The 18,901-nt window shown below is 40.8% G+C and carries 18 protein-coding genes and 1 riboswitch; of the genes, 2 read left to right on the top strand and 16 right to left on the bottom strand.

The features are described from left to right. Positions 1–468 precede the first annotated feature (468 nt). From arsC to ACFQ38_RS13240, 13 genes are all read right to left on the bottom strand, one after another. Positions 469–885, bottom strand: coding sequence for an arsenate reductase (thioredoxin) (gene arsC, locus ACFQ38_RS13300; protein WP_381481426.1), 417 nt, complete (start codon positions 883–885; stop codon positions 469–471). A gap of 29 nt (positions 886–914) precedes the next feature. Further along, positions 915–2,210 carry an arsenic transporter gene (locus ACFQ38_RS13295; protein WP_381481424.1) on the bottom strand — a complete coding sequence of 432 codons (1,296 nt, stop codon included), beginning with the start codon at positions 2,208–2,210 and terminating at the stop codon, positions 915–917. A gap of 13 nt (positions 2,211–2,223) precedes the next feature. Next, positions 2,224–2,571, bottom strand: a complete 348-nt coding sequence (locus tag ACFQ38_RS13290) for an ArsR/SmtB family transcription factor (RefSeq protein WP_381481422.1) — start codon at positions 2,569–2,571, stop codon at positions 2,224–2,226. 287 nt (positions 2,572–2,858) lie between these two features. After that, the gene (locus ACFQ38_RS13285; protein ID WP_336823603.1) at positions 2,859–3,359 is read right to left on the bottom strand and encodes an SRPBCC family protein; all 501 of its coding nucleotides are present in this window, start codon (positions 3,357–3,359) and stop codon (positions 2,859–2,861) included. A 127-nt stretch (positions 3,360–3,486) separates the two neighbouring features. Beyond that, the gene (locus ACFQ38_RS13280; RefSeq protein WP_381481419.1) at positions 3,487–3,654 is read right to left on the bottom strand and encodes a hypothetical protein; all 168 of its coding nucleotides are present in this window, start codon (positions 3,652–3,654) and stop codon (positions 3,487–3,489) included. Between the two features lie 3 nt (positions 3,655–3,657). Beyond that, complete coding sequence (locus tag ACFQ38_RS13275; protein ID WP_381481416.1) at positions 3,658–4,386, bottom strand: thermonuclease family protein; 729 nt, start codon at positions 4,384–4,386, stop codon at positions 3,658–3,660. A gap of 138 nt (positions 4,387–4,524) precedes the next feature. After that, complete coding sequence (locus ACFQ38_RS13270) at positions 4,525–4,890, bottom strand: fluoride efflux transporter FluC (protein ID WP_336823601.1); 366 nt, start codon at positions 4,888–4,890, stop codon at positions 4,525–4,527. Continuing rightward, entirely contained in the window at positions 4,887–5,261 is a 375-nt protein-coding gene (gene crcB, locus ACFQ38_RS13265; RefSeq protein WP_336823600.1) for a fluoride efflux transporter CrcB, read from the bottom strand. The genes ACFQ38_RS13270 and crcB overlap by 4 nt, the downstream gene beginning before the upstream one ends. Next, complete coding sequence (locus ACFQ38_RS13260) at positions 5,258–7,408, bottom strand: ATP-dependent helicase (protein ID WP_336823599.1); 2,151 nt, start codon at positions 7,406–7,408, stop codon at positions 5,258–5,260. The genes crcB and ACFQ38_RS13260 overlap by 4 nt, the downstream gene beginning before the upstream one ends. Before the next feature lie 121 nt (positions 7,409–7,529). Further along, a complete protein-coding gene (locus tag ACFQ38_RS13255; RefSeq protein ID WP_336823598.1) occupies positions 7,530–7,718 on the bottom strand; it encodes a hypothetical protein in 189 nt (62 codons plus the stop codon). A gap of 69 nt (positions 7,719–7,787) precedes the next feature. Next, a complete protein-coding gene (gene lepB / locus ACFQ38_RS13250) occupies positions 7,788–8,315 on the bottom strand; it encodes a signal peptidase I (RefSeq protein WP_336823597.1) in 528 nt (175 codons plus the stop codon). 139 nt (positions 8,316–8,454) lie between these two features. After that, a complete protein-coding gene (locus ACFQ38_RS13245; protein WP_381481413.1) occupies positions 8,455–9,045 on the bottom strand; it encodes a histidine phosphatase family protein in 591 nt (196 codons plus the stop codon). 13 nt (positions 9,046–9,058) lie between these two features. Next, a complete protein-coding gene (locus ACFQ38_RS13240; protein WP_336823595.1) occupies positions 9,059–9,859 on the bottom strand; it encodes an alpha/beta hydrolase in 801 nt (266 codons plus the stop codon). A gap of 104 nt (positions 9,860–9,963) precedes the next feature. Here ACFQ38_RS13240 and ACFQ38_RS13235 point away from each other — a divergent pair, with 104 nt between their 5' ends. After that, entirely contained in the window at positions 9,964–10,476 is a 513-nt protein-coding gene (locus ACFQ38_RS13235) for a gamma carbonic anhydrase (protein WP_336823594.1), read from the top strand. A 434-nt stretch (positions 10,477–10,910) separates the two neighbouring features. Here the strand turns inward: ACFQ38_RS13235 and metK are convergent, their stop codons facing one another. Further along, positions 10,911–12,119 carry a methionine adenosyltransferase gene (metK, locus tag ACFQ38_RS13230; RefSeq protein WP_336823640.1) on the bottom strand — a complete coding sequence of 403 codons (1,209 nt, stop codon included), beginning with the start codon at positions 12,117–12,119 and terminating at the stop codon, positions 10,911–10,913. A 352-nt stretch (positions 12,120–12,471) separates the two neighbouring features. Then, a riboswitch (SAM riboswitch) is annotated at positions 12,472–12,586 on the bottom strand. A 175-nt stretch (positions 12,587–12,761) separates the two neighbouring features. Here metK and pckA point away from each other — a divergent pair. After that, a complete protein-coding gene (gene pckA, locus ACFQ38_RS13225) occupies positions 12,762–14,351 on the top strand; it encodes a phosphoenolpyruvate carboxykinase (ATP) (RefSeq protein ID WP_336823593.1) in 1,590 nt (529 codons plus the stop codon). 48 nt (positions 14,352–14,399) lie between these two features. Here pckA and ACFQ38_RS13220 read toward each other — a convergent pair whose 3' ends face one another. Then, positions 14,400–16,448, bottom strand: a complete 2,049-nt coding sequence (locus ACFQ38_RS13220; RefSeq protein WP_381481410.1) for a catalase — start codon at positions 16,446–16,448, stop codon at positions 14,400–14,402. A gap of 240 nt (positions 16,449–16,688) precedes the next feature. Next, entirely contained in the window at positions 16,689–18,719 is a 2,031-nt protein-coding gene (locus tag ACFQ38_RS13215; RefSeq protein ID WP_381481408.1) for a catalase, read from the bottom strand. Positions 18,720–18,901: the final 182 nt, after the last annotated feature.

Below are 18,901 nucleotides of genomic sequence, written 5' to 3'. Positions count from 1 at the left end.
TTCGTTTACTTGTTTTCCGACAATTCAAGTATAAAAGAAATGGTGATTACGTGCTTTTTTTTGTTGAATTTGTGTGAATACCCCAACAAATATTATAGAACCAAATAAAAAAGAACCCCTTCATCCCTACACAAGGGACGAAGAAGTTCTCCGCGATACCACCCTAATTGAAGACAGCATAAGCCGTCATCCACTTCATTCAAAAAGGAGAATTGCTTTTGGTGTACTTCATGTTCGTCGCTGCCTGAATTTCCATCGACCATTCAGTTTCTTATTGCTGCCTACGACGACATTACTGCGCCAAATCTCCAAGGTTATACAATTAAATTTATAGCGCGCTATATTGTTTTGAATCTTATCATGTCTGTCGTAAATGTCAAGAGGTTTTTCGAACTATGTAAGTGATTAGGCAGACAAGTATTAGTTATTTTTTCAGTATAGGTTGGCATGGCCCAGTTTATAAGATCATTATGCTTCCTCCCTGACAAACTTTCTAATCCGTTCACCGATCTCATCACGTACGCGTTGAAACTCCCTCCAAATCTCTTCTTCAGTGCCTGTCGCCTTAGCAGGATCATCAAATCCCCAATGTTTACGTTGTACGGATGATGGAGTCGTTGGACAATGATCTGCAGCATCTCCACAAAGCGTCACGACAAGATCCGCGTTCTTCAAAATAGCATGATCGACTTTATCCGATGTTTGATCAGAAATGTCAATCCCGGCCTCTGACATGACTTTAATGGCTAAAGGATTTACTCCGTGTGCTTCAATACCTGCACTGAATACATTCCAATTGTCGCTTAACATTTGCTTTCCCCATCCCTCGGCCATTTGGCTGCGGCATGTGTTCCCCGTGCATAGAAAGTACAATGTCTTTTTCACAACAATAGATTATCCCTTTCTTAATACATTTATAAAATCCACAACCATAAATACAATCCAAATAGTGTAATGAACAACGTAGGAATCGTTAAGATAATACCGACTTTAAAATACGAGCCCCAGCTGATTTTTACGCCCTTTTGAGAAAGCACATGCAGCCATAACAAAGTTGCTAAGGATCCGATCGGTGTAATTTTTGGCCCTAAGTCCGATCCTATTACATTTGCATAAATGAGTGCTTCTCTAATGACTCCTGACGTATTCGTTTCTGCAATTGCTAAAGCATCGATCATGACTGTTGGCATGTTATTCATGATGGAAGATAAAAAAGCAGCGATAAAGCCCATAGAAAGCGTCGCGGTCAATAATCCTTGATCAGCAGCAAGTTGAATAAGATTTGACAGGATGACCGTCAAACCAGCATTTTTCAAACCATACACAACAACATACATCCCAATTGAAAAGAAGACGATTGCCCATGGTGCTCCTTTCAGCACTTGTTTAGTCTCCACTGCTGGACTTTTATTTGCCATTAGCAAAAAGAAAAACGCGGCTATTATCGCAATGAAAGAGACGGGAATCTGTAAAAATTCACTTAGAAAATAGCCAATTAATAATACTGCCAACACAAACCATGACAGCTTAAACATTTTACGGTCTTTGATTGCCTCGTTTGGCTGCTTCAAATCCGCCATGTCATATTTTCCCGGAATACTTTTACGAAAAAATAAATAAAGCACAGAGATGCTTGCCAAAAGCGCAAACAGATTTGGAACAATCATCCTTGTTGCATATTCGACAAAACCAATTCCGAAAAAGTCGGCTGAAACGATGTTCACCAAGTTGCTGACGACGAAAGACAAAGATGTCGTATCAGCGATAAAGCCGCTCGCCATGATGAATGGAAAGACCATTTTTTCACTGAACTTCAAATTACGCACCATCGACAGCACAATCGGTGTTAAAATCAACGCTGCACCGTCATTCGCAAATAAAGCTGCAACGATAGCACCTAAAATACTGACGTAAATGAACATTCGGATACCGCTACCATTCGCAATACGTGCCATATGCAACGCAGCCCACTCGAAAAATCCGATCTCATCTAAAATTAAAGAAATGATAATAATGGCCACGAACGCTAATGTCGCATTCCATACAATACTTGTAACGTCCAAGACATCATTAAAATCAACGACTCCCAATAAGAGTGCAATCGCGGCGCCAATGCAAGCCGTCCATCCGATTGATAAATTTTTTGGCTGCCAAATTACAAACACTAGCGTAATCATAAAAATACTTAACGCAGTTATAACTGAAACCAATAACTGTACCTCCCTATTCGCACGAAATGCGTAAACCTTGTTGTTCCAACTCGACAATTAATTGATCTTGGTTTGGCAACTGGTCAAGGATGCTCTGTATCAAATGATAATCTTCATGCTCTCGATTTATCGAATAAAAAATCCATTGCCCTCTTCTCTCTTCTTTCACTAAGCCGTTGTCTCTCATCTTACGTAAATGCTGGCTAATGGCTGGTTGGCTCATGTTGAATATCGCAACAAATTCGCAGACACAACAATCATGAGTAGACAGAAGCTTCATCATCGTCAAACGTGTTCGATCGCCTAATAGTTTCAGAAGCTGTGAAGCCTGTTGTAGATCAGCTGTCACTCTTGTACTCATATTAAACCCTCCTTGTTAACAACAATATAATTATATGCTTATATAAGTAAATGCAAAAGTGTAAAATAAAAAAGTCTTAATTTCAGTAATCATCACTGAAATTAAGACTTCGATTGACTCGGTACTAAATTTGGTGAACTGTTGCAAAGCAGATTATTTCCACAATCTGTCCTTGATTTATCTACCATTCAAGCTAACCATCCATCATTTCAGAATAGGAGGCATGCCCTTAACAACGGCTCAGGATTTTTTCTTCAAAGTAATGTGGATTCGGTAGGTTCTTTATACTACAATGTTGGATATGTAATTTTCCCTGTTTCTACTAATTCTTTCAAACCTAAAAACATATAATGCCATCCTTCTTCGGTCTCTTTCTTCCATTCTTCATGTGCTTTTTCAATATCTTCTTCTGTCCAACCTTCTTCATGGGGAACGTTAATTTCTTGTGTGAAGATCATTTCACAACTTGAATCTAACGGATGAATCTCGACTGTAATGTCGTCTTCTAAATCACTAAATTGAGGCATTTTGAATGTGAATACGAGTTTTGTTGGCGGTTCCACCAATTTATATTCGCCAATGGCTCGGTAGTCTTTTCCACCTCGGTGATCCACAATTTCCCATGTTCCGCCGACTCGAGGATCACTCTTTGCAATTTTATTCGTATGTTCCATAGTAAACATCCACTTTTTTTGAAATTCTTCGTTCGTCCACGCGGCAAACACTTTTTCTGCTGGAACTTTAAACTTGCGGTTCATTTTAAGAGTTGTTTTTGATGTTTTTGTCATGCGAACCATCCTTTGCATAATTCGTTTTCTTTCGATTGATTATAACATTATTTAAAACGTAAAACGTTGTTCGTTATAAACGAAATTGGTTATACCAAAAATCAGTATACCCGTTTAGATAAACTAATTATCCATTAGACTGTAGACAAAGCATCTTTTCACTTTGTCTACAGTCTTTTTGAGGTTTGTAGGATTTCTCTGCAATCGATACGAAACGATCTACATCCTCTGCATTTGAAACATCCGCATCGCTAGCGACAACTTCAGCCCCAAGACTCCGTGCTTCCAACTCCATTGTTCATTCACAAGCATAGCCATCCTTATCGCCATCCATCCTTTCAGAATAAGCAGGATGCCCCTTTTTAACACCGTTCGGGTATTTTTTCCTCAGCTCCGTACAGTTCTTAAAGGATTCCTCAGCATCAGCTTTGGAATTCGTTTCTGTATTTTTGTCAGTAATGGAATAGGTATCGCTATCAAATCCACGATCCGTTGCATAGTCTTCTAATGTCCAAATGCCGATCCCTGCTTTTTTAGCGCGCTCCTGTGCCTTTTCATATGCATCTAAGTGACGTGTATTCGGCGGGTAGACATAAGCGACTCTCGCTAATCCTTCTTCCAATAATTTTTCTTGGACACTTTCACCATCAATATAAATATAAGCTAATAGTCTATTATATTTATCATATTTTTCGCCTATATCAAATTCAATTTCTAACTTTCCGCTATTGAGCAACTCCTGATTCCGCTCCTTCGCTTTCTCTCCGAAAGGCTGCTTTCCTAATCTCGGATGACTTGTTTCGGGTGTATCAATTAATAAATAACGGACATTTTGCTCCTTGCCCTCGTATTTGATCTTAATTGTATCGCCATCAATTGTTTTAATGAGTTCAACCGGAATAAGCCCCGAACGGGTCGGTTCTGCATCTTCTTTTCCCCAGACCAAATAGACAGCTGCCAAAATAATTACAACGACTGCTGACAGCACACTATTTTTCTTCTTTTTATTTCTTCTTTTACTGCTCAAACTTGTTACTTCCTTTCTAAAGTTATTTCGTACATTCGTTTCAAGATCGATTCGTATGCCTTTCTTCCATAGAATCCGATCAGTTGAGACTTCAATATTGTAGCTGCTGGACCATTCAATTAGCAAACAGAAAAAGGATTATGGCGCCAGTAACCTACCCGCCACAATCCCTAAGTAAGCGAAGAAAATTCCGATGCTATACGTTCCAATTAAATAAAAGAAAAATATTTTTCTTTTACCATCTTTCCATAAGATCACTAACTCTTTATTGAGCGTAGAGAAAGTCGTCATCCCACCCGCAATGCCTGAAATGATAAAATACGTCCATAAACTATTCAAGTTGAGCATTGCTATGAAACCGATCAAAAAAGAACCCGACCAGTTGACGAATAAAGTCCCTATTGGCAATGAACGTGTTGCATTCCATTTCAATGCAAGAATGTATCGAATCAATGTGCCGATGCCCCCGCCTAATCCGATTATGGCAAGATCTGCAAAGGTCATACTGACACCTTCTTACGAGATACGCTGCTGCCTAACAATCCAGCAGCCAGTCCGCCAACTATGCTCAATAACAAATAGGCAATGCCTAACAGATGTTGTCCATTTTGAAACAGCTCTACAGTCTCTAAACTAAACGCGGAGAAAGTTGTAAAGGAACCTAAAAAACCTGTCGTGACGGCAGTTTGTAATGATTCATCCGAAGTCAGTTTCCGAATTGCCCCTCCGGATAGAAAACATAATGAAAACGATCCGATTAAATTCGGAATGAGCGTGCCGAATGGAAAGGCCTCACTATGAAAAATCGTGCCCATCCACACTCTCGCAATTGCACCAAATGCACCAGCAATACCGACGAACAAAGCGTTTTTCATACAGCTACCTTTTCCAACAGCCTACGGGATAAGACCATTTCAAGAGATAAACGTTTTTCTGTATTTCCGAAAAGAATGGACACCATTTCATCGGTGATTTCTTGAATCGTTCCGCGGCCAAATACTCTGTGAGATATGTGCATGCCTACGGATAATTCTTCCCTTTGACAGATTCCGTCTGGATTTAAAGGAATCGATACATCCGCTTTTTGCAGCTTCTCCATTTTCCTCTCTTCAGGTTTCATTAAGATCCCTCGCATTTCGTTAATGAATTTCGAGTCCTCTTTCTGTTTTCCATCCACTGACTGATAGGAAAGCAATTCTAATCGCTCTTTTGCCCTTGTCATGCCAACGTAAAATAATCGCCTTGCCTCTTCCAAAAGCGTTCGGTCTTTTTCATCTTCGTCTGAAGGAATGATTCCCTTGACGAGATCAATCATAAACACTCGTCTAAACTCTAATCCTTTTGCGCTATGGAAAGTGGAAAGTGTCACAGCATTTTCGGAAGGGTGATATTTCGCTTTCTGGACGGCTTGCTCAAGCTCTTTTAAACGATTCGCAAATTCAACCATCGTCTTTAATTGAGACGCAATCCCTTCAAGCGTATCCAAAATTGTTGAAAGCTGATCGAAACGAAAACCAAATTTTTTCGCGCGGCTTTTCAACGCCTCTTCATAGTCCAATTCATAGCGAATCATTCGAATGACTTGTGCTGGACGCATTTGAGGAATTTTATCGTATACCTCTTGATAATGCTTCAATTTGTCGATTTGGTCTTTTTTTAAATCCACACACTCCATAAACGAATCAAAAACATTGCCCCTTGTATTTGTTCGTTCAAAAGTAATGATCATTGATCTGGAAATATAAGCGTTCATTTTCATAATGATTTTTAAAAATATATCCTTCCGAGTCATATTGAAGCTGAGACGCATGAAATTCAAAATATCCTCAACGACCCAATGGGAGAAAAACTTGTCATCCGCATCTTTCATATAGAAAGGGATGCCTCGGCGGTGCAATTCATTCACATATAAGGTTGAGGAAGAATTATTTCGAAATAAAATTGCCACTTCGTTCAAACGTTGCTCATTTAGTAATTCATATGTAATATATTCTAACTGCCGTTTGGGATCTTCCAATTGTTTGATCTGGATCGGCCCTGCTTCCGGATTAGCTGTATGCATTTTTTTCGGATAGCGGTTCTTGTTTCGCTCAATGAAAAGAGCTGATGCATCGACAATTTCCTTTGAAGATCGATAATTTCTTTCCATTTTCAGCAATTGAGCATCCGGATAAACCTTTTTGAAGTCCAATAAATAATCCGGTTCTGCTCCTCGCCATGTATAAATGGACTGATCGTCATCCGCCACAACACATAAATTGCCGTGGAAAGCGACGATATGCTCAATAATTCGATGTTGGACAAGAGACGTATCCTGACTTTCATCGGTAAGCAAATAATCATATAAGCCTTGATAATAAGCCGCCAACTCTTCATCCGTGCGCAATGCTTGTTCAGCAATTGTGAGCATATCGTCAAAATCTAAGAGTAAATGTTTGTATGTACGTGTTTTCATCTGTTCGTACTGTAACGCAATTTGTCCCGCTCTTTCAAAAGGCCCTTCAATCTCTTGCCATTCATTAAAAGGAATCATACGGTTTTTCAAAGAACTGATAAAAGTTGAAAGTGCAGTTAATTCATCCTCTGTGCAATCTTCTTTTAGAACCTTTTTATATAAATCTTTTAATAGAAAATGCTTTTGCACAGATCCTTTCCTGCTATTAGATCCTTCTATTAGATCATAGGTTACACCCGTCTTTTGCAAAAACTGACGTGTAATAGTAAATGCCAAGCTATGTATTGTCGAAAATTCCACTGGTTTTTGATCAGGAAAAAATTTCTTGAACCGCTCAGCCATATCCCTAGCAGAAGCCCTGCTGAACGTAATTGCCTTAATACGGCTTGCAGGCACGTTTTTTTCTTCAAGTAAGTAACCAATTTTCATGATGATTGTTGTAGTTTTACCTGAACCGGGGCATGATAAAAGAAGCAAAGGGCCTTCCGATTGCATGACGGCTAATTTTTGTATTTCATTTAATTCGATATTCAATTCCTTTTTCTTTCGTTCAAAAAAATCATCCATTGCCATTTGCTCCTTCAATATGTTCCTACACATACTGTAACATACGAACACCCATTTGTTTAGATACACAAAAGAAAAACCTCTACGCTATTTTACGCAGAGGTTTCTTTTCATAATTACGTTAAAATCCGCCAGACTCAAGCTTGTCATTTTGAATATCGACTTTCTCATTTTTACTACCCGTATATGCAGTGGAGGCAACTTCATTTTGACGTCTTTGCTCGTCCGAATATTCCACACCGGCCATATTTGCCTTTGTCTCATTGTCCGCTTCATTGTGAGCACGCTTATGTCGCTTATCTTCAGCCAACTTGATCACTCCTCCAAAAATAGTCCTTTTTAGAATACCCTCAATGGAGAAATGTAATCATCAAAATAATTATTTTGGAAAGCCGATTGAATTGAATGGATAAAATCTGAATTCCACTTTTCCAACGACAGAGGACTCATCGATACAGCCAATCGCACGACTATCTGTGCTATTCCTCCGGTTATCGCCCAAGACGAAAAGCTGACCTTCTGGTACGGTTACTTCAAAGTCCTGCGTCAGTTTCTGATCTTTGAACAATTTATCTTTGTTTTCCTGAATATAAGGCTCATCATATTCTTTTCCGTTTATGAAAAGACGATCATCCTTCATGACAACTGTATCGCCAGGCAGCCCGATTACTCGTTTAATATAGTCTTCCTTTGAATTCGGCGCATGGAAAACGACTAAATCGAAATGATCCAGTTTGTGGATTTTGGAAATGACGACCCGGTTATTCGATTCGAATGTCGGTTCCATTGATTGTCCTGAGACTAATACAGGAGAAAATAAAAACTGCCGTACGATTAAAACTAAAGCAAATGCGATAACAAGTGATTTCACCCATGAGAAAATCTCTTTTTTTGTTTCTTTTTTCACGATTCAATTCCTCCATCCATTCAAAGCTATTATCTATTATAACGAACTTTTGCCTTAAATGATTTATAGAAAATGATTTCCACTACAATATTCTCTAAAGACTGCTGATACAAGTTAGTAGAGTCTATAAATTTTTGTGCTATGCATCCATTGCCTGCTTTAAATGCGCTGTACAGTTGAATAAGTGGCATCTATTTCTTTCATCCGACAATTCGACTATAGTTACTGATGTGTTATCCAAGCTTTTTTCATATTGTTCATCCGGAATGAGTTCATTGAATAGTCTTTTAATAAAAGCTCCGTGGCTAATCAACAGTACCCTTTCATTTGGGTGCTTTTCTTTTATATCTCGAATGGCGGCCATCCCTCTTTCAATAATTGCATCATGCGGCTCGAAACCGAGGTCCAATTCTTTCCAATTGATGCCCCATTTTTCGATGCGTTCCGCTTCGGTCGTGCCTTCAACTAATCCGCCACCTCGCTCCGCCAAACGCTGATCGACAACGAACATAGCTTGCGGCAGTTTCTCAGCTATAATTTCCGCCGTTTTTTTCGCACGGCTTAAATGACTTGTGTAAATGGCATCCCATTGTTCAGTAGACAATCGTTTAGCGACACGTCCGGCCATTTCAATCCCTTCTTCATCCAAAGGGACGTCTGAACTGCCTTGCGCCCTGCCTTCTTTATTCCAAGCTGTTACCCCATGTCTTACAAAACCGATAACTGTCATCTCAACCACTCCCTTAATGATTTGAATCTATAACGTAACCTAATGATCGAAGCACATTGTCCATAAAAGCTTGAATGTATAAATACACTTCTACTCGCTCAGGCTCTTGATGTAAATCATGGTAGAGCCTTTTCCATTCTTTATATTGAAATTCGGAGAGCTGTTGATTTTGCAACCATTTTTTCGCAAATGAAATATCGGTGATTTTGTCATTCTCCCCCGTCTGAATTAACATCGGCACATCTTGAATACTCTCTTCGTGCGCCATGACCGACTTCATCATCGACAGCAGCTCGCGATACCAAGATGTGACAACTGTTGAACTATAAAATCGATCATTTTGATATTCAACATGCAGGTCGTAATTTTTCGTCAGCATCTCAATCGTCACATCATGCTTTAATTTAACGGAGCTCGATAACTTTGTTAATACTCCCGAAAATTTAGATGGCTGGTGTTTCAGCGACAGCCAAGGAGACATGAAAATACAACCCGCGCATTCCAATTTCTGAGTTTGTAAAATGTGCATAATGAGCGTAGCGCCTAATCCATGTCCAATGACAAACATAGGCAAGCCGTCTTGCAAACCGATTTCCATCATGCTTTTCACATGACGCACATAAGACTCAAAAGATTCATCGTGTAGTTTATTGCCCTTTTCCTCGCCATGGCCAGGTAAATCGCTCGTTACAACATGAAAACCGCCTATGCGTAATTCTTGAATGAGCCATGCATATCGACGATGATGTTCATATGCATTATGGACAATGACAACAACCGCTTTCGGCTGTCCTTCTGCTTCCCATTTCCACATGTTCCATCGTCCTCCGTTCGTGCAATTCAATTAGATTAAAAGATCATCATGTTTTTTATGATATGATAGATTATACACGATTTTGATAAAATGAGGTGGTCATCATGATTTATCCGTATGGAGAAAAATCTCCAAAAATTCACCCTTCTGTCTATGTCGCTGACTACGCAACAATTACAGGGGATGTAACAATTGGCGCAAATAGTTCAATCTGGTTCAACACCGTTATCCGGGGAGATGTAGCGCCAACCATAATTGGCGAGCGTGTAAGTATCCAAGATTTAAGCTGCTTGCACCAAAGCCCGAATCGCACTCTGCTTATTGAAGACGATGTAACTGTTGGGCATAAAGCAACATTACATAGCTGTATCATCCGTAAAGGTGCTCTTATTGGAATGGGAGCAATTATTTTAGATGGCGCAGAAATTGGCGAAGGCGCATTTATCGGTGCCGGCAGCCTCGTACCCCCCGGCAAGAAAATCCCGCCAAACACATTGGCATTGGGCTCTCCAGCAAAAGTAGTCCGTGAATTAAACGACGAAGACCGCGAAGATATGTTGCGCATCGTCAACAGCTATGTTGAAAAAGGACAGGTTTATAAAAAGATGCAAAAATAAACAGGCGCTGCTCTGAAGAGGGGCAGCGTCTGTTTTATGTTTTGTTGGGTGCTACAACCTTTTGTAATGCTTGTAATTAACGAATTAGTATCGAGCGGCAAACGTGTAGTTTATGCGTTCTATAACACCATACGAGCGGATTCAGCTGTAATACGAGCGTCTTAACACCCAATTCGGGCAGAGAACGAGGGCTTCAAGCGGTTATCCACACACTTCGAGCGGATACATGAAAACTTCAAGCACTTCCGCATTCAAGCAGAGACAGGGGTTCTTCAAGCCATTTTACACAACATTCGAGGGGACACTTGCAGATTTCGAGCGATTCAGCTCTTCATTTTAACGGTTCTCTACACATTTCGAGCGAGGTGTTTCATATACCTACAATAAAAAAAGAAAGCAAGGAATGAACCCTTGCTTCCCACATGAATATTTTATTACCGTACTGACAAACCGGTTCTTTCAACCAACTCTGCCGCTTTGTCTGTCTGCTCCCAAGGAAGCTCAACATCCGTGCGGCCGAAATGGCCATATGCTGCAGTTTGTTTATAAATTGGACGTCTAAGGTCAAGCATTTTGATTATGCCTGCAGGGCGTAAATCGAATAGTTCGCGCACAAGCTCAACCAATTTGCTTTCCTCAACTTTTCCTGTTCCGAATGTATCAATCGAAATAGAGACAGGTTTCGCAACACCGATCGCATACGCCAACTGCACTTCGCAACGCTCTGCAAGTCCTGCAGCGACAATGTTTTTCGCTACATAACGCGCTGCGTAGGAAGCGGAACGGTCAACTTTCGTCGCGTCTTTTCCGGAGAAGGCTCCGCCGCCATGGCGAGCATATCCACCGTACGTGTCAACGATGATTTTTCGTCCTGTTAATCCGGCATCTCCTTGCGGACCGCCGATAACGAAACGACCTGAAGGGTTGATGAAGTATTTTGTATCTTCATCCAATAACTCTTTCGGTACGACTGGATAAATGACATGCTCTTTAATGTCTTGCTGGATTTGTTCAAGTGTCGTATCAGGATGATGCTGTGTAGAAATGACGATTGTATCAATCCGTATTGGACGATTGTTGTCATCATACTCAACTGTCACTTGCGTTTTACCATCCGGACGCAAATAAGGAAGCGTATCATTTTTTCTCACTTCCGCTAGTCTGCGTGACAGCTTATGGGACAAACTAATTGGCATCGGCATCAGTTCTGGTGTTTCATTGCAAGCATACCCAAACATTAATCCTTGGTCGCCCGCTCCGATTGCTTCCAATTCTTCGTCCGTCATCGTTCCTTCCCGTGCTTCTAAAGCTTGGTCAACGCTCGCAGCAATATCAGGCGATTGTTCGTCGATCGAAGTTAAAACGGAAGATGTCTCCCAATCGAATCCGAACTTGGCGCGAGTATAGCCGATTTCTTTCACAGTATCCCGAACAACTTTTGGAATATCGACATAAGTCGTTGTTGTGATTTCTCCGATCACAAGCACTAATCCTGTCGTAATTGTCGTCTCGCATGCGACTCGTGCATTCGGATCTTCTTCTAAAATAGCGTCCAAAATGGCATCCGAAATTTGGTCGCACATTTTGTCTGGATGTCCTTCCGTTACTGATTCTGAAGTAAACAGTCGGCGGTTTGTCATTATAATTTCCTCCTTAACGGCTTGCAAATATTGATACGGTACTCTATTTTTCCCAGATAGTTCCACGCCTGAAGAGAGTCGACGTCAACATACACAAGGATTAAGGGCTTGATAAAATCAATTGGGCCTTGGCATAGTCGCATCATCTTTTTACATGCGCCTGAATGCGCAATGCAAAATTCATGACAACCGCCGGAGGCTTATCTTCATTTGTCGAGTATAGGAACTCTCGCTAAAAAGTGAAATGTATCTCAACGCTTCAAAGATGGATCTCTATCTTAATGAAGATAAAAAAGCCCTTCGCTCACGTAAATGCACATGAGGAAAGGCATGATTTCAAATGCAGCACCTTTCACTCTTATCGTCCAAGGTGTAAAACCTTGCCTCAGGTTTGGCACCTTCTCGTAGCTTGCACTACGCAGGTTGCCGGGCTTCATAGGGCCTGTCCCTCCGCCAGCTCGGGATAAGAGTATCCGTTCATGTAACCATGCTACGAAAAAGTTTTCACTTTGTCAAATCTTTTTGAGCTTAACTGCTTGAGTTTTGAATTAGTATAGATTATTATTCTTAATGTGTTATACTATTTACGGAATGTAATGATACCCATTTATATGGGATTAATACGCAAAGGACGGTACAAAACATATGATTTCTGCGAAGATCGAAAATGGACTAAATGAATTGCTTTCAGGAGCTAATGTCAATATCCAGCCTTCAGTGGCAGAGCTGATCGAGAAAGCTACTTCAAGAGGAGAAGCAAAGCTCTCGGCGGATGGTGCGCTATCTGCTGAAACCGGCAAGTATACAGGGCGCTCCCCTAAGGATAAATTCATTGTTGAGGAACCTTCTTCAAAAGACAAAATCGATTGGGGCAAAGTGAACCGGCCGATTTCTCAAGAAATTTTTGATTCATTATATACAAAAGTTATCAACCACTTGAAAGCGAAAGACGAATTATTCGTTTTCAAAGGATATGCAGGTGCGGATAAAGAATCGCAGCTTTCCATTCAAGTCGTCAATGAATTTGCATGGCAAAACTTATTTGTCCATAACTTATTCATCCGCCCGACTGAAGAAGAGCTTACTACACATGAGGCACAATTTACAATCTTATCGGCTCCTACTTTTAAAGCAGACCCAGCAGTCGACGGCACTGAATCCGAAACATTTATTATCGTTTCTCTCGAAAAACGCATCGTGCTAATCGGCGGAACTGAATATGCTGGAGAAATGAAAAAATCGATTTTCTCAGTAATGAACTACTTGCTGCCTGAGCACGGCATCCTGCCGATGCACTGTTCCGCTAACGTAGGAGAAGAAGGCGATGTCGCACTATTCTTCGGACTATCCGGTACAGGCAAAACGACGCTTTCTGCAGACGCGAAACGCAAATTGATTGGCGATGATGAGCATGGCTGGTCCGATAACGGCGTCTTTAACATCGAAGGCGGCTGCTATGCGAAATGCATCAACTTATCAAAAGAAAAAGAACCAGAAATTTTCGGTGCAATCCGTTTTGGCTCTGTGCTTGAAAACGTAGTTTTGGATGACAAAACACGAGTTCCTGATTATGATGATAATTCATTAACTGAAAACACGCGTGCTGCTTATCCAATCCATAATATCGAAAACATTGCAAAGCCGTCAATGGCTGGCCATCCGAAAACAATTGTGTTTTTAACTGCTGATGCATTCGGCGTGTTGCCTCCAATTTCTAAATTGACGAAAGAGCAAGCGATGTATCATTTCCTTAGCGGCTTCACTTCGAAATTAGCCGGCACTGAACGTGGGATTACTGCTCCTGAAGCAACCTTCTCAACTTGCTTCGGTTCTCCGTTCCTGCCGTTGCCTGCGACAGTATACGCAGAAATGTTAGGGCAAAAAATTGACGAGCATAATGCACAAGTGTTCCTTGTCAACACTGGCTGGACTGGCGGCGAATATGGCGTAGGTAAGCGTATGGAGCTCAAACATACTCGTACAATGGTAAATGCTGCAATCGCCGGACAATTGAACGATATTGAATTCGAAGTAAATGAAATTTTTGGCCTTGCTATGCCGAAAGCAATTGAAGGCGTTCCAAGCGAAGTTCTGAACCCTCGCAACGCTTGGAGCGATCCAGCAGCTTATGACAAAAAAGCAAAAGAACTCGCTCACCTTTTCCGTGAAAACTTCAAGAAATTTAAGTACGTTTCCGATGATTTCGTCCAAAAAGGCGGACCTATCGCTGAATAATATAAAAACACACATGGTGATCCTATCAATCCATGTGTGTTTTTTTCTTTACGTTCGATCCCAAAATCGTTGATGGGCAATTGCATTGACGAATTCATTTGCAAAGTTCGGATTGTTTTCTGCAAATACGACGCCATCCAAATTGTTTCTATCTGTTGTTTGTAAATATGAACGCCCCGATGCAGCGATACCAATCGGCTTATAATGTGTATAGGCAACTCTTACAAATTCCATAATGTCCTGCATAAATTTCATTTCGTTGTCTGACTCTCCTCCTACTACATAGAGCGCATCCAACAAATAAGGACTTGTCGTTAAAAATGTATTGGTAACTTCCATTACAGTACCATCTGAAGCAGTAACTGTGCCTAATTTTTCGCTGACAATTTCAACGAAAACGCCATACTGCTGCAATGTATTAAGAGTTGCTCTCACTTCATTCGCGTTAAATCCATCGCCAATCAATACACCGACTTTTAACGAATATGCATACTTTGGTGTGCTTGCCTGACTTAAAGAAGGGTATCTTGTTGAAACCGGTACATGCGTTCCATTTGGTCGCTCTACGCCAACATTATCCGCAACAATATTGGCCAACTCTTTATCGACATTCACTAAAATATCGGCACTTTGCTGGCGGACTGATTTGCTTCTACAACTTCCGATTTGATAGCTAAGCGCTTCGATCATATGCTGCTTTTCAATAGGCGTTAAACTATTCCAGAAAATCCTTGGCTGTGTAAAATAGTCATCGAATTTTTCACTGCGCTCCCGTGTGACACGCCCCTCCACTTTCATAGGGTAATGCTCATATCCCCCTTGTTCAGGCGGGGTTGTATACGGTGTATTGTTTTCTAAGGAGTTTCTATGGTAACTCGTTTCATCAACATCAATCCGATACCTCATGTATCCTTTTCGCTGATTATTATGGAATGGACAAACAGGTCGGTTAACTGGTAAATCCTCATAGTTTTTACTTCCCAAACGATGATATTGTGCACTCCGGTAAGCAATTAACCTTCCCTGTAAAACAGGATCATTTGAAAAGTCAATTCCAGGAACGACATTTGCTGGGTTGAATGCTACTTGTTCAAGCTCTGCAAACTCATTATCCACATTCCGATTTAACGTCATCTTGCCGATGATTTGGACAGGGATAAGCTCTTCAGGCCAAAATTTTGTAGAATCCAGAATATCAAAATCATATTTAAATTCATCTTCCATCGGAATTAACTGAACACCTAATTCATATTCCGCAAAAGCGCCTCGATCGATCGCCTCTCTTAAATCCCGACGGTGATAATCGGGATCGATGCCGCCGATTTTCTGCGCCTCATCCATAAGCAAAGAATGCGACCCAAGTACAGGTTTCCAAACAAATCTTACAAATGTCGCGACCCCTTGATCATTGACAAATAGGTACGTATTAACAGACCAGGATTCCATCATCCGATAACTTCTAATAATGCCGCGATCTGACATAACCCATAACGTCATATGAAGTGCTTCGGGGTTATTCGCAACGTAATCCCAGAAGGTATCATGCGCACCCGATGCTTGTGGCATACCCGTTCGCGGTTCTGGTTGATATGCATGCATAACGTCAGGAAATTTCATCGCATCCTGGTTAATTAAAACAGGGAACGAAATCATCGTCATATCATAATTTCCTTCTTCTGTATAAAACTTAACACCTAAGCAACGCAAATCCCGTGCTGTATCCTTTGAACCTTTACTTCCCTGTACCGTAGAGAATCGGACGATCAAAGGTGTTTTTTTGCCAGCCTCCTGCAGAAATCCTGCCTTCGTATACTGTTTCATTGACTGATAGCATTCAAATTCTCCATAAGCCCCATATCCTCTTGCATGGACCTTTCTTTCCGGTATTTCTTCACGGACAAAAGATGTCATTTTCTCAAAATAATAAACATCCTCCAACAATCCAGGTCCCCGTTTACCGGCCGTTAAAATCCTCTCATCATCCGAAACTTTTCTTGATGCATTTGTCGTCATTGGGTTTCCTGCGTTTACTACACGATATTCGTCCAATTGTTCTTGTTTCTTATTTTGATCAACATTTTCAAAATTGTTATCCATTTTCACTCACCTTTCCACACATTAGGTCTTCCCCAACTATATATATGTGTGGCGGAAATGATAGGTTACCCAATTAGTAGTCTACATCGCTTAGAGGATTATTTGCGAGTCCCGTAATAGTACTCCAATCCATTATAAATACATGCAATTGTTAATATACAAAGTAATAGGCTTTGTATGTAAAAAAGAACCAATTACAAAAATAAGTAATTGATTCTTTGCATTGTATTTTATTTTACATTACTTGCGATCCCAAAAGCGTTGCTGGGCGATAGCGTTAATGAATTCATTTGCAAATTCAGGTCGATCTTTCGCAAAAACTACGCCATGTAAATTGTTTCTCTCTGTCGTTTCTATATACGAACCTCCTGATGTAGCAACGCCAATCGGCTTATAATGTGTATAGGCAACTCTTACATAATTTAAAATATCCTGTTCGAATTTTTCTTCATATGTCCCTTTGCCACCTACAACGTAAATTGCGTCAAGCAAATAAGGGCTCGTCGTTAGAAATGTTTGAGTAACTTTTAGTTCTGTTCCATCTGAACCGGTGACTACACCTAATCGCTCACTAACAATTTCAACAAATACACCGCCTTGTTGCAATGTATTTAAGGTTGCTTGAACTTCACTCGCATCAAATCCGTTGCCAATTAACACCCCAACTTTTAACGTATATGCTGATTTCGGTGTACTCGTCTGGCTAAGTGAAGGATAGCTTGTCGATACTTGGACATGCGTCCCTGTTGGTCGCTCTACCCCAATATTGTCTGCAATGACAGTCGCAAGTTCCTGATCAACATTGGCTAATAAATTGACATTTTGCTGTCGAACGGATTCACTTTTCACTTTCCCAAGTTGGTAACTAAACGCTTGGATTGTATGCTGCTTTTCAACAGGTGACAAACTGTTCCAAAAAATTCTCGGCTGTGAAAAGAAATCATTAAATGATTCACTTCGGCCTCGAATGACATGCCCCTCCACTTTTTTAGGATAATGGACATAACCGCCTTCTTCTGGTTTCGATGTATGAGGCGTGTTATTCGCCAGTGAATTATTATGGTAATTCACTTGGTCTACATCAATTCGCATCCTCATATAGCCTCTTCGTGTATTATTATGAAACGGGCAAAGTGGACGGTTTACAGGCAATTCATCGTAATTGGCACTGCCAAGTCGATGCTGTTGTGTATCCCTATACGTTAGTAGCCTTCCTTGCAGCACCGGGTCGTTAGAAAAACCAATTCCTGGCACGACATTGGCAGGGTTAAAGGCTACTTGCTCCAATTCTGCGAAGTAGTTGTCGACATTCCTATTTAATGTCATTTTGCCGATTAGTTGAACTGGAACAACTTCCTCTGGCCAAAACTTGGCAGGATCGAGCACATCAAAATCATATTTGAATTCATCTTCCATCGGGATCAATTGGACACCCAATTCGTATTCAGGATACGCTCCACGGTCAATCGCCTCCCGAAGATCCCTTCTATGATAGTCAGGATCCAGTCCGCCAATTTTGAGCGCTTCATCGTGAAGCAAGGAATGGACGCCTAAAACAGGCTTCCAAACAAATCTGACGAAAGTGGCAATTCCTTCATCGTTTATAAATAAATACGTATTAATTGACCAAGATTCCATCACTCGATAATTTTTAATAACGCCTCTATCGGACATGATCCACGTCACCATATGGATTGATTCCGGATTATTGGCAACGAAATCCCAAAACCTGTCATGTGCTCCTGTCGCTGTCGGTATACCATCGTCTTGCTTATTTTGGTATGCATGCATTGAGTCTGGGAACTTCATCGGGTCTTGAATGATCAACACTGGCATAGCAATCGTTGTAAGATCATAATTCCCTTCTTCTGTATACATCTTAACACCGAGACAGCGCAAATCTCTCGCTGTATCATAAGACCCTTTAGCTCCTTGCACCGTGGAAAACCGACATAGTAAAGGCGTCTTTTTCCCCGGTTCCGATAAAAATTTTGCACTCGTAAATTGGCTCATTGATTGGTAGCACTCAAACTCACCGTATGCGCCATATCCTCTAGCATGTACGACTCTTTCCGGTATTTCTTCATGGTTAAAATGGGACATCTTCTCTAAGAACCAATAATCCTCATGAAGAGATGGACCGCGCACACCTGCTTTTATAGTCTCCTGGTCATTTGAAATTTTTCTTCCTTCTTTAGTTGTCATCGGCTTGCCTGTGTTTTGTACACGGTACTGATCCAATTGCTCTTGTTTGCTATTGTTATTTTCCATGTTCAATCACCTCTCTTCTATAAGGTTTACCCTAACTAAGTAATCTATACTTGGAGATACATTTCCTGTTAGTTATCAATAAAAAAGGGGCTGTCCAGAAAGTCAGTGAAAACTGATTTTCTGTGATAGTCCCTTTCTGGTTGGAGAATAAATGGGGAACCCCTGACAACCGTCGCTTTCCG

This window comes from Sporosarcina contaminans, from assembly GCF_042679045.1.
Classification (GTDB): Bacteria; Bacillota; Bacilli; order Bacillales_A; family Planococcaceae; genus Sporosarcina; species Sporosarcina contaminans.
The sequence above is the reverse complement of the archived record's forward strand: the minus strand, read 5'-3'. Positions and strand labels throughout refer to the sequence as shown.